Source organism: Stenotrophomonas sp. CASM110 (assembly GCF_049384345.1).
GTDB lineage: Bacteria > Pseudomonadota > Gammaproteobacteria > Xanthomonadales > Xanthomonadaceae > Stenotrophomonas > Stenotrophomonas muris.
Map to the genome: position 1 here is coordinate 130644 of NZ_JBMRGI010000007.1, position 24143 is coordinate 154786.

Annotated in this window: 19 protein-coding genes; 5 read left to right on the top strand and 14 right to left on the bottom strand. The window is 68.2% G+C overall.

The genetic code is table 11. The features are described 5' to 3' along the window. Positions 1-251: 251 nt before the first annotated feature. From VG561_RS07935 to gap, 3 genes are all read right to left on the bottom strand, one after another. Complete coding sequence (locus tag VG561_RS07935) at positions 252-1628, bottom strand: DUF3999 domain-containing protein (protein ID WP_032962132.1); 1377 nt, start codon at positions 1626-1628, stop codon at positions 252-254. Next, the gene (locus VG561_RS07940) at positions 1625-4303 is read right to left on the bottom strand and encodes a DUF2339 domain-containing protein (protein ID WP_414611922.1); all 2679 of its coding nucleotides are present in this window, start codon (positions 4301-4303) and stop codon (positions 1625-1627) included. The genes VG561_RS07935 and VG561_RS07940 overlap by 4 nt, the downstream gene beginning before the upstream one ends. Positions 4304-4428: 125 nt before the next feature. After that, a complete protein-coding gene (gap, locus tag VG561_RS07945) occupies positions 4429-5433 on the bottom strand; it encodes a type I glyceraldehyde-3-phosphate dehydrogenase (RefSeq protein WP_005414333.1) in 1005 nt (334 codons plus the stop codon). Positions 5434-5625: 192 nt separating this feature from the next. Here gap and VG561_RS07950 point away from each other — a divergent pair, with 192 nt between their 5' ends. The 3 genes from VG561_RS07950 to VG561_RS07960 all read left to right on the top strand — a co-directional run bounded on the left by VG561_RS07950 (position 5626) and on the right by VG561_RS07960 (position 8444). Beyond that, positions 5626-6255, top strand: a complete 630-nt coding sequence (locus VG561_RS07950; RefSeq protein ID WP_262093315.1) for an OmpW family outer membrane protein — start codon at positions 5626-5628, stop codon at positions 6253-6255. A gap of 558 nt (positions 6256-6813) precedes the next feature. Then, entirely contained in the window at positions 6814-7632 is an 819-nt protein-coding gene (locus VG561_RS07955; protein WP_049406223.1) for a S1/P1 nuclease, read from the top strand. An 11-nt stretch (positions 7633-7643) separates the two neighbouring features. Beyond that, positions 7644-8444 carry an MBL fold metallo-hydrolase gene (locus VG561_RS07960; RefSeq protein WP_014648241.1) on the top strand — a complete coding sequence of 267 codons (801 nt, stop codon included), beginning with the start codon at positions 7644-7646 and terminating at the stop codon, positions 8442-8444. A 53-nt stretch (positions 8445-8497) separates the two neighbouring features. Here VG561_RS07960 and VG561_RS07965 read toward each other — a convergent pair whose 3' ends face one another. Genes VG561_RS07965 through VG561_RS07975 form a run of 3 tightly spaced genes read right to left on the bottom strand, consistent with a single transcriptional unit; the run spans position 8498 to position 10657 of the window. Then, positions 8498-9061: a hypothetical protein gene (locus VG561_RS07965; protein WP_032962142.1), complete on the bottom strand. Its 564-nt coding sequence runs from the start codon at positions 9059-9061 to the stop codon at positions 8498-8500. Beyond that, entirely contained in the window at positions 9058-10299 is a 1242-nt protein-coding gene (locus VG561_RS07970) for a TonB family protein (RefSeq protein WP_241887069.1), read from the bottom strand. The genes VG561_RS07965 and VG561_RS07970 overlap by 4 nt, the downstream gene beginning before the upstream one ends. After that, positions 10292-10657, bottom strand: a complete 366-nt coding sequence (locus tag VG561_RS07975) for a BlaI/MecI/CopY family transcriptional regulator (RefSeq protein WP_014648244.1) — start codon at positions 10655-10657, stop codon at positions 10292-10294. The genes VG561_RS07970 and VG561_RS07975 overlap by 8 nt, the downstream gene beginning before the upstream one ends. Before the next feature lie 118 nt (positions 10658-10775). Here VG561_RS07975 and VG561_RS07980 point away from each other — a divergent pair, with 118 nt between their 5' ends. Together VG561_RS07980 and VG561_RS07985 are read left to right on the top strand one after the other, a co-directional pair. Next, the gene (locus tag VG561_RS07980; RefSeq protein WP_241887121.1) at positions 10776-11333 is read left to right on the top strand and encodes a flavin reductase family protein; all 558 of its coding nucleotides are present in this window, start codon (positions 10776-10778) and stop codon (positions 11331-11333) included. Between the two features lie 33 nt (positions 11334-11366). Then, positions 11367-13319, top strand: a complete 1953-nt coding sequence (locus tag VG561_RS07985) for an acetyl-CoA hydrolase/transferase C-terminal domain-containing protein (protein ID WP_262093316.1) — start codon at positions 11367-11369, stop codon at positions 13317-13319. A gap of 125 nt (positions 13320-13444) precedes the next feature. Here the strand turns inward: VG561_RS07985 and tkt are convergent, their stop codons facing one another. The 8 genes from tkt to VG561_RS08025 all read right to left on the bottom strand — a co-directional run bounded on the left by tkt (position 13445) and on the right by VG561_RS08025 (position 23990). Further along, a complete protein-coding gene (tkt, locus tag VG561_RS07990; RefSeq protein ID WP_014648248.1) occupies positions 13445-15442 on the bottom strand; it encodes a transketolase in 1998 nt (665 codons plus the stop codon). A gap of 213 nt (positions 15443-15655) precedes the next feature. Beyond that, positions 15656-16975 (bottom strand): dicarboxylate/amino acid:cation symporter, encoded by a 1320-nt coding sequence (locus tag VG561_RS07995; RefSeq protein ID WP_014648249.1) that lies wholly within the window; start codon positions 16973-16975, stop codon positions 15656-15658. 57 nt (positions 16976-17032) lie between these two features. Beyond that, entirely contained in the window at positions 17033-18748 is a 1716-nt protein-coding gene (locus VG561_RS08000) for a BatD family protein (protein WP_164077922.1), read from the bottom strand. Continuing rightward, positions 18745-20583 carry a VWA domain-containing protein gene (locus tag VG561_RS08005; RefSeq protein WP_053495746.1) on the bottom strand — a complete coding sequence of 613 codons (1839 nt, stop codon included), beginning with the start codon at positions 20581-20583 and terminating at the stop codon, positions 18745-18747. The genes VG561_RS08000 and VG561_RS08005 overlap by 4 nt, the downstream gene beginning before the upstream one ends. Then, complete coding sequence (locus VG561_RS08010) at positions 20580-21584, bottom strand: vWA domain-containing protein (RefSeq protein ID WP_014648252.1); 1005 nt, start codon at positions 21582-21584, stop codon at positions 20580-20582. The genes VG561_RS08005 and VG561_RS08010 overlap by 4 nt, the downstream gene beginning before the upstream one ends. Next, a complete protein-coding gene (locus tag VG561_RS08015; protein WP_014648253.1) occupies positions 21581-22030 on the bottom strand; it encodes a DUF4381 family protein in 450 nt (149 codons plus the stop codon). The genes VG561_RS08010 and VG561_RS08015 overlap by 4 nt, the downstream gene beginning before the upstream one ends. Beyond that, positions 22027-22956, bottom strand: coding sequence for a DUF58 domain-containing protein (locus VG561_RS08020; protein WP_046432294.1), 930 nt, complete (start codon positions 22954-22956; stop codon positions 22027-22029). The genes VG561_RS08015 and VG561_RS08020 overlap by 4 nt, the downstream gene beginning before the upstream one ends. Before the next feature lie 8 nt (positions 22957-22964). Next, positions 22965-23990 (bottom strand): AAA family ATPase, encoded by a 1026-nt coding sequence (locus VG561_RS08025; protein WP_014648255.1) that lies wholly within the window; start codon positions 23988-23990, stop codon positions 22965-22967. Between the last annotated feature and the right edge of the window lie 153 nt (positions 23991-24143).

Sequence of the window (24143 nt, forward strand, 5' to 3'; positions counted from 1 at the left end):
TGGGCTCGGCTCTACAAAGAGCGCCCAGCCAAGCAGCTTTTGCTCTCCTTTTTTTCTTTCCGTGGGTGGACGCACACGGAAACTGTCAGAGGCCGGGCGGGTGGGCTGGGCAGGGGTATCCGCGCCATGGATGGCGCGGCTAAGCCTCCAGGGACGGATTCACGGCGTCCCCTGCCCAGCCCACCCGCTCGGCCCATCCCCGGGATCGCGCTTTGCAGCCACCCACGAGGGGCTGCGCCGTTCGCCGGAACCTACGCCGAAGGCGTCGGCTTCTGCCGAAGCAGGCTGAGCGCCAGGCCACCCACCACCAGCACGCCCAGACCCAGCAGCGCCCACAACAGCCACGACTTCCAGTCATGCTGCGGTTTCAGCGCCGCGTCGCCCGCCAGCGGTTCCGGGCTGCCTTCCAGTCGCGCCAGCGTCGGCTGCCACGACGGATCGTTGCGCTGCCGAAGTTCCTCGATCAACACCCCGATCGGCGCGTCCGTGCGGCGCGCGGTCGCGCTGCCCACCGCCAGTGCGTAGGGCGCCGCACCCTGGCTCAGGAACACCAGCACTTCGGGTTGGTAGCCCAGGCGCAGCGTCGGCGCAGTGGCAGATTCCGCCGGATTCGCCACCAGCTTCCAGTAGCGGTCGCGGTGCACGCCGCCCAGCGGCTGCGCCGCCGACTGCTGGCGCTGGCCCTGCGTGCCCTGTTGCACCTGGTAGGCGATCCACGGCGCGCTGCGGCGCTGCCACTCGGCACTCTCGTCATCACGACTGAACAGCGTCCATTGCACCAGGCTGTTGTCGGTGCTGGCCACATCGGCGCGCGCCACCGGGAACCGGCCATCCATCTCGAAGGTGTATTCGCCCTTGCCCTTCGACGTCGGCTCCAGCGACAGCCATTCCCACGGCAGCGTGGCCGGCGCTGGCGGCAGTTCCGCCAACACGCCGCGCAGGGTCGGCAACCGCGAGTCGCCCTGCGCCAGGATGCGCAGGTAGCGTGCAGTGCCGTCCACCTGCAGGCGGCGCTGCAGCAGGCGCTTGCCGGCGCGCTGCAGATCCACCAGCGGCACGTCGCGACCCATCGATCGCCAGTGCTGCAGGTCATCACTGGCATCCAGCTGAACCTGCGCCTGCAGCGGCTGGCCGCTGTCGGCCCAGTCCAGCACCAGCGCCGCCAGCGGCTGCTGGTCGAGCATGCTGGCGTCGATCAGCCAGCCGCCCTGCCCGTTCGCCGTCGCCCCGCCACTCACCCGTGCTTCGACCCGACGCACGCGCCCATCGGTATCACGCTCGGTCAGCAGCTGCAGATCGTTGCGCTGGGCATCGGCCAGCGGTGGCAGCACGAACCACGGCAGTTCACGCTGCACCGGCGGTTGCGCCAGCGGCTGGTCCGGCGCCAGCAGTGCCGACGGCAGCAGCTGGCTGGCTGCATTGAACACCTGCAGGTCGCTGAGGTCGGGACTCACGGCACGGCGGTAGATCGCCGGCTCCAGCACGATGCGGTAGGCACCGGACTGCGCGCTGGACAATGTGAGCGGCCATTGCTCGGCATACTGCGTGCGGTAATCAGCCGCCTGCACCACGACGGCGGCCAGCATGCCGAACATCGCCGGCAGCAGCGCCCTGCTCCACTTCCTCATTGCTTTTCCTCCACGGTCGGCGCCACGCTCGGCGGAGCCGGTGCCAGATAACCCACGACCGTGCACAGCAGGCCGTAGGCGATGAACGATGCGATGCCCAGCAGGTTGCCCAGGTGCTGGCGATCGACAATAACCAGCTTGGCCAGTACCACGCCCATCAGCACGGCACCGACCATCCACAGCACACGCTGGCCACGACGCGAACCCCACACCCAGGCAATCACGCCCAGCACGCTCCACAACACGGTCAGGCTGGTCTGGGCCAGGCTGAAGCGCATCATCGACGCGTTCCATGCCAGCCCACCCCACTGGTGCACGCCATGCAGCACCAGGCTGGTCAGTGCGACGAAGGCCGCCAGTGCCAGCAGCGGCATGCGGATGTTCAGCAATGCCTGCGGTGCCTGCGGTTGCTGATCGCCGTACAGCCAGCGCGCCAGCAGCAGCAGGCTCAACCATTGGCCGATCTCGGCCGGATTCAGCACCGGCAGCCACAACAGCGGTGCAGCGTCGCCCGGCAGCAGCTGGCCCAACAGCCAGCCGATCGACAGCAGGCCGAACAGCACGCACTGCAGCGGGACGCGCACGCTGTCGAAGGCCTGTCCCAATGGCCAGCGCAGCGCATTCCAGCGCCACAGCGACAGTGCCGCCATCAGCAGCCATGGCAAGGTCACCAGCAGGGTCGTCCAGCCCTGCGCCAGATCGGCTTCGCCACCGCCCCACAGGGCCAGCAGCGAAAGCAGCGACGGCCACAGCAGCCACCACAGGAACTGCGCGATGCGGGCCACGGTATCGCCGCCCTGGCGCAGGCACAGCAGGGTCCGCACGCCCAGCACCGCGAACACCGCCCAGGCCAGCGCGCCATAACCGGCGAACGGCTGGTGGTGTGCATCGCTCTGCACCAGGGCCAGCGGGAAGCCCAGCGCGAGCATGGCCAGTGCGGTCACGCCCAGTGCACGTGCCGGCTGGCGACGCTGCACTTCGGCCACCAGCCAGGCAGTGACCGCGGCCAGCACCAGCAACGCGTCCACTTCGGTGCGGTACGGGAAGAAGCGCGTGATCTCATGGACCAGGCCGCCCAGCCACCACAGCAGGCCCCACAGGTAGTACACCAGTGCGACCTCATGACGTGGCCTGCGCTGGTAGCTCCACGCCGACGCGAAGCCGGCCAGGGCCAGCAACAGCGCGCCGATGGCGGTCGGGTTGATCAGGAAGCGCAGGTCTTCGTGCCAGTGGTCGCCACCGGCAACGAAGGCGAATGCGGCGCCGATCTGCAGCAACGCGCCGGATACCTGCGGCAGCCAGCGCTTCTGGCGCAGCCCCAACCAGGCCAGGCCTGCACCTTCCAGCGCAAACACGGCACCGGTGGCACGCGCCGACAAGGCCAGCGGCACCGCCAGCGTGGCGAAGCCCACCGCAAGCACGGCATGCGACTGCGCCAGCATGGTATACGACGCACGTGCGATCAGCGCCCGTGCCAGTACCGCGTAGATCGCGGCCAGGCCCAGCGCGCATAGTGCCAGCGTCATCGGTTGTTCGTGCAGCATGCCTGCCTGCAACGAGAATGCGACCAGCGGCGCGCCGAACACCAGGCTGCCATCGATCAGATCGCGCCGGCCGGCCGGCTGGCGGCGCGCGTACAGCAGCGGGATCAGCAGGTAGAACACGAAGAACAACAGCAGGAACGGCTCAGTGCTGCTGAACTTGTCCGGTACGTACTGCAGCACGCCCCAGAAGGTGCCGATGCCGAAAGTGAAGGCGAAGCCCAGCAGGTTCAGCGCGCGCCAAGGGCGGAACCAGGCGATGGCGAAAATGCCTGCGTTGAGCACCGCGTAATAGCTGAACAGCCCCACGTGATTGCCGCTGCCGGTGGACAGCCACAGCGGTGCCATGAAGCCGGCCAGGATGCCCAGCACGGCCAGCGTGCGCGAGTTCTGCACCACCGCCAGCACGCACAGCCCGGCCACCAGGGCAATGGAGCTGGCGAAGGCGAAGCCCGGCGGAATCAGGTCGAAGCGCTTGAAGGCCGCGAAGATGGTCAGCAGCAGCACGCCGATGGCACCGCCCTGCAAGGCCAGCGCAAACAGGCGCCGGCGCTCGCGCTGGTGCCAGCCGAAGGCCAGCAGGCCCAGCGCGCCCACGGTGATGCCGGCCAGGCGCAGCTCGATCGGCAACACCAGCCAGCCCTGGTCGCTGACGTACTTCAGCAGCGCCGCGACACCGGCCAGCAGCACCAGCATGCCGATCTTGACTGGCACGTTGCCTTCGGTGAACCAGCGCTTGACCGCACTGATGCCGCGCTCGATGACGTTGGGCAGTGCCGGCTCGGAAGGCAGCGGCGGCTGCACCGGCACCGGTGGCACCGGCGGTGGCGCAGCAGGTCGGGGAACAGGCGCCTCGGTCGGCGCTGCTTCGCGCACCGGTGGCTGCGGGGGGTGCGGCGCAGCAGCGGCGACCGGCCGCAGGAACGGTGGATCGGCACTGGCCGTGGGCGTGGCCGCAGCCCGTTCGGGCGTGGGCGCGCTGGCGGCCGGCCTGGCGGTGGCAGGCGCGGCGGCCATCGCGCTTTCCAGCGCCGCGACGCGGCGGCGCAGGCCGGAGATCATCACCAGCGCCACCACCAGCAGCAGGGGGATGGCCAACAGGACCAATACGACCAGTGCGATCAGTGCTTCCATTGCGTGCTTCCATTGCGTTCCCGCGCCACAGCGGCAGCGGTCGACCGCCCCATGCTACGACAGGGTGGGCCCCTTAAACGACGAACCCCGGCCAGGCCGGGGTTCGTCTGCGATCTACGCCGGCCTTACTTGGCGGCGATGACCTTGGCCATTTCCAGGCACTTGTTCGAGTAGCCCCACTCGTTGTCGTACCAGGTCACCAGCTTGACGAAGGTGCCGTCCAGGGCGATGCCGGCATCGGCGTCGAACACCGAGGTGCAGGTTTCGCCGCGGAAATCGGTGGCCACCACCTTGTCTTCGGTGTAGCCCAGGATGCCCTTCAGCGGGCCTTCGCTCTGTGCCTTCACTTCGGCGCAGATCTCGGCGTAGGTGGCTTCCTTTTCCAGCTCGACGGTCAGGTCGACCACCGACACGTCCGAGGTCGGCACGCGGAAGCTCATGCCGGTCAGCTTCTTGTTCAGTTCCGGAATGACCACGCCGACGGCCTTGGCCGCACCGGTGGACGAGGGAATGATGTTTTCCAGGATGCCACGGCCCCCGCGCCAGTCCTTGTTGGACGGGCCATCGACGGTCTTCTGGGTGGCGGTGGCCGCATGCACGGTGGTCATCAGGCCGCGCTTGATGCCCCACTTGTCATTGATAACCTTGGCCAGCGGGGCCAGGCAGTTGGTGGTGCACGAAGCGTTGGAGATGATCGCCTGGCCGGCGTAGGTCTTGTCGTTCACGCCGTACACGAACATCGGCGTGTCGTCCTTCGACGGGGCCGACATGATGACCTTCTTGGCGCCGGCATCGATGTGCTTCTGCGCGGTTTCCTTGGTCAGGAACAGGCCGGTGGCTTCCAGCACCACATCAGCGCCGACTTCATCCCACTTCAGGTTGGCCGGGTCGCGTTCCTGGGTCAGGCGGATCTTCTTGCCGTTGACCAGCAGGTCATTGCCCTGCACCGCCACGTCGGCCTTGAAGCGGCCGTGCACGGAGTCGTACTTGAGCATGTACGCCAGGTAGTCCGGCTCCAGCAGATCGTTGATGGCCACGATTTCGATGTCGTCGCCGAAGTTCAGCACCGCCGAGCGCAGGACGTTACGCCCGATGCGACCGAAACCGTTGATACCAACCTTGATTGCCATTTCTCAAGCTCCTGCGGCCGCGACAGGTGCGGCGGGATGGATAGGGCCCACAAGTCTAGCAAACCGCCGCTGGCCACCGTGGGCCAGCCGGGACCGCCGGCCGGCCCACGGACAGGATTTGATCCGGATCAAAGCGTTAGCGCGGCGTGAGGCCGAGACTGTCGCCATCCACCCAGCAACGAGAACACCCCCATGCGCAAGACCTCCCCCCTGATCGTGGCCAGCCTGGCCGCCGCCCTGTCGCTCGCCGCCACCCCGGCCATGGCCCAGTCCAAGGGCGACTGGACCGTCTCGGCCGGCGTGCACCAGGTGGCGCCGAAGTCGAACAACGGCTGGCTGGCCGGCGGCACCCTGAAGGTCGACGTCGACAATGACGTCAAGCCGACCATCACCGGCGAGTACTTCATCGCCGACAACCTGGGCATCGAAGTGCTGGCCGCGCTGCCGTTCAAGCACGACATCAACATCAACGGCCTGGGCCGCGTCGGCAGCACCAAGCAGCTGCCGCCGGTGGTCACCCTGCAGTACCACTTCAACAGCAAGGGCAAGGTGTCGCCGTTCGTCGGCGCCGGCCTGAACTACACCACCTTCTTCAGCGAAGACACTACGGGTGCGCTGGCCGGCAGCAAGCTGAAGCTGCAGGATTCGTGGGGCCTGGCCGCACACGCCGGCGTGGACTTCGCGATCGGCGAGAAGGGCGCCCTGCGCGTGGACATGCGCTGGATCGACATCGACAGCAAGGTGAAGTTGAACGGCGAGAAGATCGGCACGGTCAACATCGATCCGCTGGTCTACGGCGCTTCGTACGTCTTCAAGTTCTAAAGCGGTGTATTGGGCGCGGGGGCTTCGCCCCCGCTCCCCCGCTACACGCAGAACCCTCGCAGCATGTTGCCCCGGTAATTGCCGGGGCTTTTTTGTGCCTGGGACTGAAGCGGTTCCGGAGCTGGGGCAAGGCAGGGAGCGGAGCCGGGACACGCCGTAAACCCATCCGTGGGGGCTCGATGGCGCCATCCATGGCGCCAACGGTCCCGGCTCCGCTCCCCGCCTTGCCCCTTCCCATCACCGCGTGCGTACCAGCTCAAGCAAAGGCAAGAGCAGAACCCGTGCATCCGAGGCGCAGTGATTGCCTGTAATTGCAGGAGGCCGATTTTGATCCTGCATTTGTTTTTGATGTTGCATTTGACGTTTGCATCCGCCTTCGCGGCCATGTTTGGAGGGGAGCGCAGAGGGAGGGGCGGTGGGACCGTTGGCGCCATGGATGGCGCCATCGAGCCTCCAAGGACGGATTTACGGCGTGTCCCGCCGCCCCTCCCTCTACGCTTCCACTTCGGAACAGGAACGCGCCGCTCTTCAATCCACCTACCCCGCTAGAATGGGCGCATGAAAGCCCTGCACTCCCTGTTCCTCGCCGCCGCCCTGGCGCCGGCCCTGCTGTCCGTCTCCGCCCCTGCCCATGCCTGGGGCGCGCAAGGCCACCGCCTTGTCGCCGAAGTCGCCGACGCCCGCCTCACCCCCGCCGCCCGCGCCGAAGTGGACCGCCTGCTGGCCACCGAACCGGACGCCACCCTGGCCAGCATCGCGCCCTGGGCCGACCAGCTGCGCGCCAAGGACCCGGGTCTGGGCCGTCGCTCGGCCGGCTGGCACTACGTCAACATTGCCGAAGACGACTGCCACTACGAAGCACCGAAGCACTGCAGGAACGGCAACTGCATCGTCGAAGCCCTCAAGGCGCAGAGCGCCATTCTGGGCGACCGCAGCCTGACTGACGGCGAGCGCCTGCAGGCGCTGAAGTTCGTCGTGCACCTGGTCGGCGACATCCACCAGCCGATGCACGCCGGCTACGCCCACGACAAGGGCGGCAATGATTTCCAGCTGCAGTTCGGCAACCGCGGTACCAACCTGCACTCGCTGTGGGACAGCGGCATGCTCAACACCCGCAAGCTGGACGATGCCGGCTACCTGCCGGTGCTGCAGAGCCAGCGCGCACCGAAGCTGGCGCGCCAGTCCAACCCGCAGCGCGACCCGCAGGCCTGGGCCGAGGCCAGCTGCCGCATCTCCATGCAACCTGGCGTTTATCCGGCCTCGCGTAAAATCGGTGACGAGTACACCGAGCGCTACCGGCCGCTGGCCGAAGCGCAGCTGCGGCTGGCCGGTGAAAACCTGGCGCAGTTGCTGAACCGCGTGCTCGGCACGCGCTGAGGAGAGCTCCAATGCCGGTCCAGGTGCAGTCGTTCTTCCACCGTGACAGCAACACCTTCAGCTACCTGGTCAGCGACCCGGCCAGCGGCGAGGCGGCGCTGATCGATCCGGTCCTGGACTACGACCCGGACACCGACGCCAGCAGCGAATCACCGCTGCGCGCGGCATTGCAGGCCATCGAACAACAGGGCCTGCAGCTGCGCTGGCTGCTGGAGACGCATGCCCACGCCGACCATGTGTCGGCCGGGCGCCGGCTCAAGCAGCGCTTTCCGCAGGCCACGCTGGCCATCGGTGAAGGCATCCGGGCGGTGCAGGCGACGTTTGCGCCACGCTATGGCCTGCAGCTTCCGGGCGCCGATGAGATCTTCGACCACCTGTTCAGCGACGGCGAGACCTTCACTTTGGGCGAACTGCGCTGCCAGGTGATCGCCGTGCCCGGCCACACCAGCGACAGCATCGCCTACCTGATCGACGATGCGCTGTTCACTGGCGACTCGCTGTTCATGCCCGACGGCGGCACTGCCCGCTGCGACTTTCCCGGCGGTGATGCCGCACAGCTGTACCGCTCGATCCAGCGCCTGCTGGCCCTGCCGGATGCCACCCGCGTGTTCGTCTGCCACGACTACGGCCCGGGCGGCCGCGACTTCGCCAACGAAACCACCATCGGTGAACAGCGCGCGCACAACATCCACGTGCACGACGGCGTGGCCGAGGCGGAGTTCGTCAGCGTGCGCCAGGCCCGCGATGCGACGTTGGAAGAACCGAAGCTGATGCAGCCTGCGGTAAAGGCCAATATCCAGGGCGGGGCCTGACGTACGCCGGGCAGAGCCCGGCGCCATCGGTTTCCATCACGGACCGCGAGCGTTCATTTTCCCTGCATCCGCACCACGTGCTGGCCCTTCACGATCTCGAACGTGAAGGCGTACTGCAGGGTGACCGCTACCGGCTCGACGCGCTCGGCGCCCCGGCAGTCACCGCGGTCGGCAGGCACCTTGCCCGCCGCGAAGTGGCAGACCGCTGCGGACGAGTACTTCCACATCGCCACGGCTTCCTGGGCAGCCTGCAGCAGGGGCGCATTCTCGCCCGCAGCACCTGCCGCGCACTCCGGACGATCGGTCAATGGCAGGCTTCGCTCCACGGCGCCATTGGCATCAACCACCACCTGCAGGCAGATCGTGGTCGGCGCCAGTTCCGCGCGCGGGTCACGATCGCCAACCTCCGGGTCTGGTGCCGCGTACAGCTGGGGCATCCGGTAGCCTTCGGTCGCACCCAGCGAATACACCTGCAGCTGTCCACCGCCGCTGCCCGCCTGCGGCTGCAGGCGCTGGTGGCCGACATTTTCGCTGCGGGTATCCACCGTGGTCAGGCGGTCCTGGCTCGCACACCCCACCAGCAGCGCTGCCGCCATGATCAGCGCAGCGGACTTCATTGGGTGTCCTCGGTGTTGTCCATGGCGAACGTGATCGGAATCTTCACCGCCGCTGCAACCGGCTTACCGTTCTTCATCGCCGGCCGATAGGTCCAGCTGCGTGCCGCAGCGATCGACACCGCATCGAACACGCCCGGATTGGTGGCACTGAGCACGCGGACATCGCTGGGACGCCCCTGCGCATCCACCTCCACGCGCAGGTTCACCACGCCTACCTGGCGCTGCTCGAACGCGGATTTTGGATAGGACGGCGGTGGCATCCTGTCGATCTGGATCGGACGGTCCAGCCCAGCCTTGGCCGCACCTTCTTCCGCCGTTGCGTACGGCTCGACACCGATCCTCGGGCTCCCGGCCGCGCCGCCCTGGCTGGCCCATGCCACCGCGCCCATGCCCACACACAACCCGACCACCAGCACCTGCCCGGACACCCACGGCAATGCCTTCCGCTTGGACTGCTTCAACATGGCGATACGCTCCTTCAACACGGGTTGGCTGCGCCAATGGCAGACCGCGGGCGCAACCGGGTGGACCAGCTGCGCCTTCAGCAGCGTGCTGGCGTAGAGGCCGCGCAGCGCCGGCTGCGGGGCCATGGTGCGGGCATCGCAGGCCAGTTCCTGGTCGCGCAGGAAGCGGCCCGCAGCCCACGGCAGAAGCGGGTGGAACCAGAACACCGCGCGCACCAGCAGCAGCGCACCGTTGGCCCAGTGATCGCCATGACGGTGATGGCTGCGCTCGTGCTGCAGGATCAAGCTCTGTTCCTGTGCGGTGAACTGCAGGTCGAAGTCGGGACCAACCACGATGCGTGGGCGCCACAGGCCAACCAGCGCGGGCAAGCCGGGATCGCCGCTGGCCTGCCAGCTGCCATCGGTGCGCGGCGTCAGTGGGCCCATGCTCCGTTCGAAACGATGTTGTGCGCGCAGGTCGCGCAACAGGCGGATGCCCGCGCCCAATGCCCACAGCGCGAACAACAGCCCGGCCCATGGCAGCGAGGGCCCGCTCAGGGCATCGAGGGCACCGGGCATCACTTTCAGCGGCAGCGTGGGTACCTGCTGCAACACCGCAACCTGTGGCAATGGCAGCGTCAGGGCCACCAGCAGCAGCGGCAGCAGCCACCAGCTGCGGTAGGCCAGCCCAGCGCCCCCCAACCGCACCAGCAGCGGTCGCAGCACCGCCAGCAGGGCCACACCCACGGCCAGCCACAAGCTGGCCCGCCACAGTCCGTCGAGCAGCTCAGTCATGGTCCAGCTCCTGGATCAGCTTCTTCAGTTCGGCGATGTCCTGCGCGCTCAGCTGGCCGCGTTCGCTGAAGTGCGCGACCAGCGGCGCCACGCGCCCTTCGAAGACACGGCCGATGAAGTCCTGGCTCTGCGCCTCCACCCACGCCTGTCGCTGCAGCAGCGGCCGGTACAGGTAACGCCGTCCATCGCGCTCGGCAGTGATCGCGCCCTTGGTCAGCAGGCGGTTGAGCAGGGTCTTGATGGTCGGCTCGGCCCAGTCGCGATGGGCCAGCGCGGCCACCACGTCATCGGCACTACGCGGTGCCTGCTGCCACAGCACCTCCATCACGACGGCTTCGGCTTCGCTGATCGGGGTCATGGTTTACATCCGTAATCGACAGATTGATTACGCGCGTAATCGAACTGCCTGTCAAGCCCCTCGACTCCGGGTTCATCCCGGCTGCGCCAGCATCGGTTCCTCCCGCCCCTGGCCCCGGATGAAAGCACTGCCGAAGAAGGATTTCCCGGTCGAGCAGGCCCGCCGCTTCCTCGAACCCGGCCCGATCGTGCTGGTCAGCACGGCATGGGGCGGCCAGCGCAACCTGATGACGATGGGGTGGCACATGGTCATGGGCTTCTCGCCTTCACTGGTCGCCACCTACCTGTGGGACGCAAACCACAGCCACGCGTTGGCGCGCGGCAGCGGCGAGTGCGTGATCAACGTGCCCGGGGTGGAGCTGCTCGATACCGTGGTGGACATCGGCAACTGCAGCGGCCGCGAGGTCGACAAGTTCGCCCGTTTCGGGCTCGACGCACTGCCCGCGCGTGAGGTCGGCGCGCCACTCGTCGGCCAATGCCATTCGTGCTTCGAATGCCGCCTGTACGACGACAGCCAGGTGGCAGCGAGCAATCTGTTCATCTGGGAAATCGTGCACGCCCATGTTGCGCCCCGGCCGAAACTGCCGCGCACGGTGCATTACCGCGGCGATGGGCAGTTCATGGTGGCCGGCGCGGAAGTCTCGCGTCGACGGCGGTTCAAGCCCGACATGCTGTAATGCCCGCACTCCCCCGACGCAGGACCGCCGCGCATGACCGAACACCTCACCGACCTGGACGCCGCCGTCGACTGGTTGTTTGCGCGCGTGGACGGGCCGCTGCGGATCGGGGCACCGCTGGCACTGGGCAAGCCGCATCGGCTGCTCAATGCCCTCTACGCGCGCGTCGAGCACGATCCGTCGCGGCCGCTGCAGCTGTATACCGCGCTGTCGCTGAATCCGCCGAAGGCGCGGGGCAACGGCCTGGAAGCCCGCTTCCTGGCACCGTTCGCGCAGCGCCATTTCGGCGACGACTTCCCGCGCCTGGCCTATGCCGATGCGATCGCGCGCGACGCGTTGCCTGCACATGTGCAGGTGGAAGAGTTCTACATGCAGTCCGGCGCCCTGCTCGGGTCGCGCCAGGCGCAGTCCAGCTATACCAGCCTGAACTACACCCACGCCGCCGATGCGGTGGCGCAGCGCGCGCCACAGGTGATCGTGCAGAAAGTGGCGATGCGCCCGAACGACCGCCGGCTTTCCCTGTCGTGCAACAACGACATCACCCAGGACACGCTGGACGCGATGACCGCACGTGGCCTGCCGCGTCCGCTGCTGATTGCCGAGATCGATCCCCAGTTGCCCTACCTGGGCGGCTCGGCCACGGTCGATGTCTCATTCTTCGATCTGGTGATCACCCCACCGCCGCCGTACCCGGCGCTGTTCGGGCTGCCGCGGCAGCCGGTCGGCGATGCCGACTACGCCATCGGCCTGTACGCCAGCACGCTGGTGCGCGATGGCGGCACGCTGCAGATCGGCATCGGTACGCTGGCCGACGCGCTCAGCCATGCGCTGGTGCTGCGCCACACCGACAACGCGCGCTACCGCCGCGTGCTGCACGCGCTGGATCCGCAGCTGGCCAGCCACCCGCTGGTGCAGGAGATCGGCGGCGTGGACCCGTTCGAAGTGGGCCTGTACGGCTGCAGCGAGATGCTCAACGAGGGCTTCCGCAGGCTGGTGCAGACCGGGGTGATCAAGCGCAAGGTACACGATGACCTGGCGCTGATGCAGCGCATCGAAAACGGCAGCACGCTGTCGATCGACCACGCCACACTGGCGGCCGAAGGTGAGTACCTGCACGGCGCGTTCTACCTGGGCTCGCCGGAATTCTACGAGTGGCTGCGCACGCTGCCAGAGGACGAGTGCCGTGCGATCGGCATGCGCCGCATCAGCGAGATCAACCAGCTGTACGGCGGCAACGAAACGCTGGAACGCCTGCAGCGCCGCCATGCGCGCTTCTTCAACTCCTGCATGATGGCCACCGCGCTGGGCGCGGCGGTGTCCGACGCGCTGGACGATGGACGCGTGGTATCCGGTGTGGGCGGCCAGTACAACTTCGTGGCGATGGCACATGCCCTGCCGGAAGCCCGCAGCGTGCTGATGTTCCGCGCCGCGCGCGATGACAAGGGCCGACGCGAATCCAACGTGCGCTGGAACTACGGGCACACCACCATTCCGCGCCACCTGCGCGACATCTACCTCAACGAATACGGCATTGCCGACCTGCGCGGACTGACCGACGAGGACTGCGTGCATGCGATGACCGCAATCACCGAGGCCCCGTTCCAGGGCGGCCTGCTGCAGCAGGCGCACGCCTCGCGCAAACTGCTGGCGGTCGCGCAACCGGATCCGCAGCGGCAGCAGCGCAATACGCCGCAGGCGCTGACAGCGGCGCTGGCCCCGTTCCGCGCCGATGGCAGCCTGCCGGACTATCCGCTGGGCAGTGACTTCAACGAGATCGAGCAGGTGCTGGTGAAAGCGCTGGCGTGGCTGAAGGCCAATACGCAGACCCGCGGCGACAAGCTGCGTACCGTCTGGGCAGCACTACGGCAACCGGCCGGCGACGGCGATGCGGTGTACCTGCAGCGCATGGGCCTGCAGGCACCGAAGGATTTCGTCGAACGCCTGGACGCGCGCCTGCTGCGGCTGGCACTGGCGCGCACCGCCTGAGAAAAGGGGACGGAGGGGATTAAGTCGTTTGTGCACAAACGACTTAATCCCCTCCGTCCCCTTTTTCCTGCGGCAAAGAAAAGGCCGGCGTGCGCCGGCCTTTCCTCATTACGTCGCGATGCTGCTTACAGCGCCTTGGCGGCTTCCACCACGTGCGCGGTGGTGATGCCGAAGTGCTTGTACAGCTGGTCGGCCGGGGCGGAGGCACCGAAGGTGTCGATACCGATCACGGCACCGTCCAGGCCGACGAACTGGCGCCAGAAGCCGGTGACACCGGCTTCCACAGCCACGCGCTTGCGCACCGCGTTCGGCAGCACCGATTCACGGTAGGCCGCGTCCTGGCGCAGGAACACGTCGGTGGACGGCATCGAGACCACGCGGGTCTTGAGACCAGCCGCATCCAGCTGGGCCTTGGCTTCGGTGGCCAGCGAGACTTCCGAACCGGTGGCGATCAGGATCACATCCGGGGTACCGGCGGCATCGGCCAGCACGTAACCGCCGCGCTCGATCTGCGCGATCTGCTCGGCGCTGCGCGGCTGGTGCGGCAGGTTCTGGCGGCTGAACACCAGGCAGCTCGGGCCGTCCTGGCGGGTGATCGCGGCCTTCCAGCTCACCGCCGACTCGACCGCATCGCACGGACGCCACACGTCGTTGTTCGGGATGTAGCGAAGCGAGGCCAGGTGCTCCACCGGCTGGTGGGTCGGGCCGTCTTCGCCCAGGCCGATCGAGTCGTGGGTGTAGACGTGGATGGCGTGCGCCGGGATCAGCGCGCTCATGCGCACGCCATTGCGGGCGTAATCGCTGAACACCAGGAAGGTGGCGTCGAACGGAATGAAGCCACCGTGCAGGGCCAGGCCGTTGGCAATGGCGGTCATGCCGAACTCGCGCACGCCGTAGTACACGTAGTTGGCGTTGGCGTCGTCGCTGGCAACCGATTTGCTGCCCTTCCAGAGGGTCAGGTTGGAGTGCGCCAGGTCGGCCGAGCCGCCGACGATTTCCGGCAGCAGCGGGGCATAGGCTTCGATGGCCAGCTGCGAGGCCTTGCGCGAGGCGATCGTCGGGCCTTCCGCGGCCACCTGGGCGATGTACGCATCGGCCTTGGCAACGAAGTCGGCCGGCAGTTCGCCATGCGAGCGGCGGGTCAGTTCGGCTGCTTCAGCCGGGTACTGGCTGGCGTACTTGTCGAACAGCTGTTCCCACTCGGCCTGGCGCAGGGTGCCGGCGCCATTGGCGCGCCAACCGTCGTAGATCGCCTGCGGGATCTCGAACGGGCCGTATTCCCAGCCCAGCTGCTTGCGGGTGGCTTCCAGCTCGTCCTTGCCCAGCGGTGCACCGTGGCTGGATTCCTTGCCCGCCTTGTTCGGCGAACCAAAACCAATGGTAGTGCGGCAGCAGATCAGGGTCGGCTTGTCGCTCTGCGACAGCGCGGCCTCGATGCCGGCCTTGATGCTGTCCGGGTCATGGCCATCGACGTCGCGGACCACGTTCCAGCCATAGGCCTCGAAACGCTCCGGGGTGTTGTCGGTGAACCAGCCCTCGACATTGCCGTCGATGGAGATGTGGTTGTTGTCCCAGAAGCAGACCAGCTTGTGCAGGCCCCAGGTACCGGCCAGTGAGGCGGCTTCATGCGACACGCCTTCCATCAGGCAGCCATCGCCCATGAACACCCAGGTGCGGTGGTCGACCACTTCCAGCTCCGGGCGGTTGAAGCGCTGTGCCAGCAGCTTCTCGGCCAGGGCGAAGCCCACGGCATTGGCGAAACCCTGGCCCAGCGGGCCGGTGGTGGTCTCCACGCCCGGGGTCTCGTGGCGTTCCGGGTGACCGGCGGTGTGGCTGCCCAGCTGGCGGAACAGCTTCAGCTGCTCGATCGGCAGGTCGTAGCCGCTCAGGTGCAGCAGCGCGTACTGCAGCATCGAACCGTGGCCGTTGGACAGCACGAAACGGTCGCGGTTGAACCAGTGCGGGTTGCTCGGGTTATGGCGGAGGTAGTCGTTCCAGAGGACTTCGGCGATGTCGGCCATGCCCATGGGCATGCCGGGGTGGCCGGACTTTGCGGTTTCAACCGCATCGGCGGCAAGGAAGCGGATGGCGTTGGCCAACTGGCGACGGGTAGGCTGCGTCATGGTTCTGTCGGAATCGGGAGGCGGCCGCGGACGTGCGGGCGGCCTATTGTCCCATAGTCGCCGGGCGGGGGGTCAGTTCACCTTGCCCGGTCGTGCCGGCCGCTGGCCGGCACGTCATGATCTCCGCCGGATTCTGCATGTGAAAGGGGTCGGAGCCCTTTCCCTGCGGAAAGGAATCCGACCCCGATCAGGTCGCCAGCAGTGGCGTTGGACTCAGTCCTGCTGCGGACCCAGGGCCGGGCCATCGTGCGACTCGCCCTTGGCCACCAGCGTGGTCAGGGCCAGGTCGCCGGTCACGTTCAGCGCGGTACGGCACATGTCCAGGAAGTGATTCACGCCCAGGATCAGGCCGATGCCCAGCGGATTCACACCGACCATCGCGCAGATCATCGCCACCACCGGCAGCGATCCCGACGGCACGCCGGCGGTACCGATGCCACCGAGGATGCAGACCGCCATCACCATGATCTGCTGGCCGATGCTCAGGTCAACGCCGAAGAACTGGGCCAGGAAGATCACCGTCACGCCCTCGAACAGCGCGGTGCCGTTCTGGTTGGCGGTGGCACCCACGGTCAGCACGAAGCGCGACACGCGCTGCGGCAAGCCCATCTGGTCGGCCACGCGCAGCGCGGTCGGCAGGGTGGCATTGCTGGAGGCGGTGGAGAACGCCATCACCGTTGCTTCCTGGGTATCGCGGAAGAACGACAGCGGCGAGCGGCCGGACAGCCACACCGCGGTACCGTAGGTCACGATCATGTGCAGGCCCAGCGCCAGCACCACCACGCCCACGTAGGCGCCGAGGCGGATGATCAGCTCGAAGCCGAACAGCGCGGCCAGGTTGAACATGAAGCAGGCCACCGCATAAGGGGCCAGGCGGATGACCAGGTTGATCAGGGTCATCGAGATTTCGAACACGCCTTCGATGGCGCGGCGCAGCGGGGCAACCTTTTCATTGTCGGTCAGCACCATGCCGATGCCGAACATCAGCGCGAAGAACATCAGCGACAGGATCGCGCCGTTGTCCGACGCGGCCTGCAGCACGTTGCTCGGCACGATCGACAGCAGCATGTCCATGCCCTTCGGCGTGCCGTGGATGCCAGCGACGATTTCCTTGCTGCGCTCGGCGTTCTCCGAGAGCATCAGTGCCGCAGTCTGCGGATCGACGCCCGCGCCCGGCTTGAGCAGGTTGACCAGCACCAGGCCGATGCCCACCGCGATGCCGGACAGCAGCACGGTGTAGGCCAGGGTCTTCCAGCCGATGCGGCCGAGGGCGCGGATGTCGCCCATCTCCGACACGCCCATGATCAGCGCCGAGAAGATCAGCGGCACGATCAGCATGAAGATCAGGTTGAGGAACAGGCCCGACGCCGGGGTGGTGACGTAGTCCATTACCCACTTGGCACCAGCCTGCAGACCATCGACGCTGCCGCCCAGGGCGTGCACGATCAGTCCCAGGACCAGGCCGATCGCAAAGCCGATGCCCATCTTCCAATGCAGGGGCAACTTCTTCTTGTCGGCAGCAGCTGCTGTCATACGCGGGTTTCCTCGAAAAATGAATGCACTCTAACAAAGCGCGCAAGCGGCGCCGGTTCAGGTTCGCCGCGGCGGATACAGCGGCGCCAGGTCAGTGTCGGCGGTGCCCGCAGCCGCCGACCAGTGCGGTCCGTCACGGAAGACCTCGCGCAGGCGCGTGCGCAGCGGCGCCAGATCCCCCTGCCCGCCCCACCGCGCCTGCTGCAGGTCCTGTAGCACTTGACGCTGGGCTGCATCCCCAAGCCGCGCGATGACCTGCTCGATGCGTTCCACACCAGCCATCGCACACAGCTGTGCTTCCACCTGTTCGAAGCCCTCGCCATCCAGCGCGCGGCGCAGTTCTGCCAGGCCGGCACGCCCGCCCGCCGCAGTCGGCACAGAGGCCTTGCCCGCTACTGGCGCCACTGCGCGCGGGCGCCGACCTCGCTGCCAGCCCCACAGGAGAGTCAGCAGCCACAGCAACGCCAGGCCGATGGCCGCCGCCATCCACGGCCACGGACGCTCGGACAGGCCGCTGGCACGCGGATCGGTCGCGGCGATGCGGCTGTCCTGGCCATCGGCGCCCGGCAGCGCGGCATCGGTGTCGATCGGCGGCAATGGCGCCGGTGAGGCAGTGCCGGTGCCGGTGCCGGCCGCGACGGCCAGCGTCAGGTCCGGCAGCTTCGCCTCCTGCGCCCTGCCGTTACGCACATCCCACCAGGGCAGGCGCGGCCCCGGCACCACCAGCGAACCCGGCTGGCGCGGCACGATCGAATAGCGGCGGGTGATCTTCAGGCGCGGCGTGCTGCCGTTGAAGGTCTCTTCGTACTGTGCCGGTTCGGCGAACACCTGCGCATTGGTGCCGACATCCGGCACCGGCAGGTCGGTGAACTGCGCGCGCGTCGCGCCTTCGGCAACCGCTTCGACCACCACGTTGGCGGCCTCACCGGTGCGGGCACTGGTCGGCGCACTGGTGTAGCGCAGCTGCAGGCTCTGCAGTGGCAGCCACGGCTGCGGGGCCTGCGCCGGCTGTGCCTGCACCTGCAGCGTGCGGTCTGCGCCGGTGGCATTCATGCGGCCATCGCCACCGCCGAAGAAGTCGTCGAAGAAGCCACCCGCACTGCGCCCACTGAAACGGGCACCGGCCAGGCGCAACGCGCCACTGCGCTCGGGGATCAGCAGGAAACGCCGTTCGACCACGTTGTAGCGGCGCCCGTTGACCTGGCGTACATCGGTGCGGTCGTCGCCCACACGCTGCAACGACGCGCCCGCCGGGGTATCCAGCACCAGCTCGCCGGAGGCCAGCTGCGAGGCGAAGTACAGCCGCACCACCACGCCCACGCTCTGCTGCACATACGGCGTATCGTCATCGACAACGGTTTCGATGAAGGCCATCGCATTGCTGTCGGGCCCCGCCACGGCGGCCGCATCGACCTGCAGCGTCAGCGGTGCGGTGCGCACACTGCCCACCTGCAGGCCCGGTACCACCAGCGCACCACTACGTCGTGGTGTCAGCGCCACGCCATACAGGTTGCGCTGCTGCATGCTGCCATTGCTCCATTCCACCTGGCGGCTGCTGGTCTGCCCGCTCAGGTCGAAGTCGGTGCGCAATGGCGTGAAGTCAGGGGCGCCCTGGTCGCTCTCGACATTGAGCGTGACCGTGTCGCCCATCGCGATGCGGTCGCGGTCCAGCCACGCGCGCGGCTGCGCCCAGGCCAGCAGCGGCAGCCACAACAGCAGCGCCGCCAGCACCTGTCGAGGCCAGTGCCCGTGCATGTTGATCGACCGCGTCATCGCCCTTCCCTCTTCCTGCGTTCGTTTTCCAGCTGGAACTTGGCCCGCAGCAATGCGCCCGGATCATCCGGCACACGCCGCATCCATGCCTCCACCGCCTGTTGCTCCTCGCGCTGGCGCGGCGTGCGGCCCTCACCACCCGGCACTGGCTTGCCCCCCTTGCCGGCCTCACCCTCGCGTGCCTGCTGCATCGCCTGCTGCATGCGCTGGCGCTGCTGTTCATCGGCCTGCGCCTGCGCCTTGGCATCTTCCACCTGCGGTGGTGCCTGCTGGCCATCGCGGCCACGTTCGCCAGGCTGAGGCTCCGACTGCGCGTTGTTGTCACCCGCCTTGGGCTGGCCCTGCTGGCCCGACGGCGGCTGGCCCTGGCCGGGTTGCTGCTGGCCCTGCTTCGGCTGTCCCTGTGGGTTCTGTTGGCCCTGCGGGCCCTGCGGTTGTTTCTGCTGCCCGTTGTGCGGTGGCTTCTGTTGATCCTGGCCTTGGCCGCCCCCGGATGGCCTGCGCTTGCGTGCGGCATCGACCACGGCACGGTTAGCCACCGCATCGGCCATGCCCGGATGCAGCGCCAGCGCGCGGTCGTAGGCGGCAATTGCGTCGTCGTAGTTGCCTTCGCGTGCCAGCGTGTTGGCCAGGTTGTACCAACCGGCATCGCTGTCGATGCCTTCGAACTGTCTGCGTGCAGTGGCGAAGTCGCCCCTGCGGTAGGCCTGAACCCCCTCGGCCAGGCGTTGATGCTGCAGCTGGTCGCTGCGCTTCCACAGCGTGCCCTGCGCCGGCTGCGAGACAGGCGTCGCAGGGGCCTGCGCCTGCGCGTCATTCATCCATGGCAGCAGACCCACCGCGAGCACCGCAGCCAGCACCGCGCGACGGCGGAAGGCCAGCAATGCCAGCAGCATCACCGGCGGCAGCAACCAGAAGCCTTCGTCACGCCACTGCTTGCCTTCGCCCGGCCGCTGCGCCGCCGTGCCGTCGCGCGCGTCGAGTACACCGAGCGCACGCAGATCGCCGTCATCGGCAGAGATGCGCGCATAGCGGCCGCCACCGGCAGTGGCGACTGCACGCAGGCTGCCCTCATCCAGCGCGGCCTGGCGGATCTGCCCATTGCCATCGCGGTAGGCCGCACCGGCAGGCGTGCCCAGGCCCAGCACCGACACCTGCAGGCCCAGGCTGCGTGCCTGCGCCGCCGCCAGTGCAGCTTCGCTGTCCGCCTGATCGCTGACCAGCAGGATCTGCCCCTGCAACGCGCCGATCTGCCGCATCAAGCGTGTCGCCCAGTCGATGCCGCGGTCGGCACGCTGGCCATCACGCGGCATCACGTCCGGCGACAGCGCATCCAGATACAACGCAACATTGCTGCCGTCGTCGGTCAGCGGCGCCACGGTGTAGGCATCATCGGCATACACCACCAGCCCCACCTGCCCGCCCTGGCGCGCGCGCAGCAGTTCGCCCACTTTCGCCCGCGCCTGCAGCAGGCGCGACGGCGGAAGATCGGTTGCCGTGATCCGGCTGGACAGGTCCAGCACCACCAGCAGCGGTGCGCTGGCCTGGAACATCGGTTGTGCCTGCTGGCGCCAGCTCGGCCCGGCCATGGCCAGCGATGCCAGTGTCCAGCCCAGCAGCAGCGCCCATGGCAGGCGCACTCGACGCTTCGCGCCCGCGGCCAGCAGGTGGGGCAACAGGTGTGCGTCCACCGCCTGCCGCCACGCATCACTGCGCCGCTGCCGGTACATCGCGAGCGCGAGGATCAGGGGCAACGCCAGCAGCGCCCACAACCACTCCGGTCGCAGGAAGTGCAATGCGCTCCAATCGGGGAGATTCGAAGCAAACGCGATCATCGGCGACGCTCCGGCCACAGCCAGGCCAGCACGCCCAGCAGCAACGCCAGCCCCAACGGCCAGGCATAGCGTTCTTCGCGCGGACGCAGGCTCGGCCCCTTCGCGGCGACCGGCTCCAGGCGATCGAGCTCGGCGTAGATCCCGGCCAGCTGCGCGGTGTCACGCGCGCGGAAGAACTGGCCACCGGTCATGCTGGCGATCTTCTTCAGGGTGGCCTCATCGACCGGATCCTGGTCGGTGGAAATCGGGATACCAAACAGGCGCATGCTGCCATCGCCGCCGAATGCAACCGTGTGGATGCGCACGCCTTCGGCGCGCGCGACTTCCGCGGCGCGCAGCGGCTCCAGCACACCGGCGTTGCTGACACCATCGGTCAACAGGATCAGCACGCGCTGTCCCTCCGGCTGGCTGCGCAGGCGCTTCACCGCCAGGCCGATGGCATCACCGATGGCGGTCTCGCGCCCGGCCAGGCCGACCACGCTGTCGCGCAGCTGATCGCGCACGCTGGCCAGGTCTGCGGTAAGCGGCGTAAGCGTGTAGGCGCGATCACCGAAAATCAGCAGGCCGACGCGGTCGCCGGCACGACGATCCAGGAAGTCGGCCAGCACGGCCTTGGCCGCGGTGAGGCGATCAACCGCCTGGGCTCCCAGCACCATGTCACCCTCGCCCATGCTGCCGGACACGTCCATCGCCAGCATCATCTGCCGGCCCTGCTGCGGCGGCGTGATGGCTTCGCCCAGCTGCTGCGGCCGTGCCAGCGCGATGCACAGCGCGCACCAGCCCAGCCATAGCAGCAGCGTGCGCAGCCACGACACGTCGACGCGGCCCCCACCGGACAGCGCTTCGAGCTCGGCGGCGGCGTAGGGCACACGCAGCGCGGCGCCCGGTTCTGCACGGCGCTTCCACCAGCGCATCAGCAACGGCAACGGCAGCGCGAGCAATGCCAGTGGCCATGCCAGCTGCAGGTCCGGCCATGGCCAATAGGTCGTCCAGAGGTTCATCGGCGGCGCTCCAGCAGCATCGCCAGATAGCGCTCGCGGGCCCAACTGCGCACGGCCGCCACGTCGCTGCTGTCGACGCGTGGGCGATACGCGCCTTCGGCCAGCAGGCTGCGGCGCGCATCGGGCAACGTGCCCTGCGGGTCTACACGCTGCCACCAGGCATCATCGCGCAGCGATTCACTGCCCGGCTTTGCACGGCGTGCGGCACGGCGCAGCAATCCGGCAATGGCCGCCAGTTCGGCCGCAGCGTCGGTGGTGGCTGCCAGTTCGCTATCGAACAGCTGCAACCAACGCTGGCGGCGACGGCGACGCCGCCACATCAGCACGGCGATCACCAACAGCACCAGCACCACCGCCGCGCCGACCATCAGGTAACCGGGGGCAGGCGGCCACCATGAAGGTGCCGGTGGCAACTGCACATCGCGCAGCGGCAGCGCGGCGCTCACGCCGGCACCTCGGTCGGTGATGGCGCCAGCCACGCGTCGCTGGGCGCATCCGTGGACAGCACCTGCACATCGACACGGCGTGCGCCGAGCTGGCGCCGCAGTTCCTGCAGCGGTTCGACGAAGTGTGCCTGCCAATGCGCCTGCACTTCACTGCGGCGCAGGTCGAGGCCGATGCGCTGCTGTGCGGTCTGGAACTGCAGCGCCGCCGAGGGGGGATGCAGTTCCAGCGGATCAACCAGCAGCACCAGGCTGAGATCGTGATGCTGGGCCAGCGCGCTCCAGCGCGCGGGCGGAATGCGGATGGCCTGCTGCGGATCGGCCAGCACCAGCATGCGTGCCCCCGGGCGCAGCACGCGACCGGCATGATCCAGTGCACGCGCCAGGCCCAGATCGTCGACCGGCGGCTGTGCATACCAGCGGGTCAGCGCGTCGAGCACGCGCAGCACGCCGCGTGGCCCGCCCGCAGGGGCAATCGGCGCTTCGCGGTCACTGCCGCGCAGCGCACCCACGCGGTCGCCGCGGCGCTGCGCCGACCACGCGGCAACCGCACCGGCACGGGCGGCCTGTACCGATTTGAAGCGCACGCGCGTGCCGAAGTACAGCGCCGGCGACGTATCGGCCACGATCAGGCTGACCCGCTCGCGCTCGGCCTGGAACAATTTGGTATGGGCGCGGCCGGTGCGCGCAGTCACGCGCCAATCGATGTGGCGCGCGTCGTCGCCAGCTACATATTCGCGCGACTCGGCGTATTCCATGCCGCGGCCGCGCAGTTGGGACGGTGCCTGGCCCGCGTTGCCGGTGCGGCCACGGCGCGGCGGCGGCGGACGCTGTGCCAGCCGCCGTAGCGCGACCAGTTCGGCCAGCTGCGGGCGCAGCCCGTCACCTTCGAGCGCGGACGGTGCCTGTTCCAGGGATGGATCGGTCATGCGCAGGCTCAGGGTGCCGGCACCCGGGCCAGCAGCTCCTGCACCAGGCGCTCGCCGTCCCAGCCCTCGGCGGTGGCTTCATAGCTGGGCAGCACGCGATGGCGCAGCACGTCGGCGGCGACTGCACGCACGTCGTCGGGCGTGACAAAGTCACGGCCGGCCAGCCACGCCCGCGCACGGGCACAGCGCTCCAGTGCGATGGAACCGCGCGGGCTTGCCCCCCAGGCGATGCGGCGGCCGAGGCCGGCGTCGTAGCGCGCGGGATCGCGCGAGGCCAGCACCAGTTCGATCAGGTAGCGCTCCAGTGCCGGTGCCATGTGCAGGTCCAGCACTTCGCGGCGGGCGTCGAACACGTCCTGCATCGGCATCTTGTCCGGCGCCGGCGCAGCCTCGCCCAATGCACCACGGGCACGCTCACGGGCCAGCCGCAGGATTTCCGATTCGGCGGCCTGGTCCGGGTAACCGATGCGCACATGCATCAGGAAACGGTCCAGCTGCGCTTCCGGCAGCGGGAAGGTGCCCTCCTGCTCGATCGGGTTCTGCGTGGCCATCACCAGGAACAGCGGCGGCAGCGCATAGGTATGGCGGCCAACCGTGACCTGGCGCTCGCCCATGGCCTCCAGCAGCGCCGACTGCACCTTGGCCGGTGCCCGGTTGATCTCGTCGGCCAGCAGGATCGGGTGGAAGATCGGGCCGGGCACGAACTCGAAGCGGCCCTCCTGCGGGCGCCAGATCTCGGTGCCGGTGAGGTCGGCCGGCAGCAGGTCGGGGGTGAACTGCACGCGGGCAAAGTCTGCTTCCAGGCGCGAGGCCAGTGCACGGATCGCCGTGGTCTTGGCCAGGCCCGGCGCGCCCTCCACCAGCAGATGGCCGTCGGCCAACAATGCAATCAGCAGGCGTTCGACCAGTGCCGCCTGGCCGACGATCTCGGCCGACAGCGCGTCGCGCAGCTGGGTGAACGCCGCATGCAGGCGGGAGGTGGCCGGCGCGGGCGGCGGCGAGACGGTTTCGGGCATCGGCGGTGGCAGGTTCATGGGGGCCTTTGACCGGCGCAGGACGGCACGGGTTCCCGACATCATCGCAGGGTGCCCTGCGATTGGCATCAAGAACCGCTGAACAGCCGTCCACGCTGGGCATGGATCTGCTTCGTGCATGCCGCCAGCCCAAACGAAGAAGGGCCGCACGGG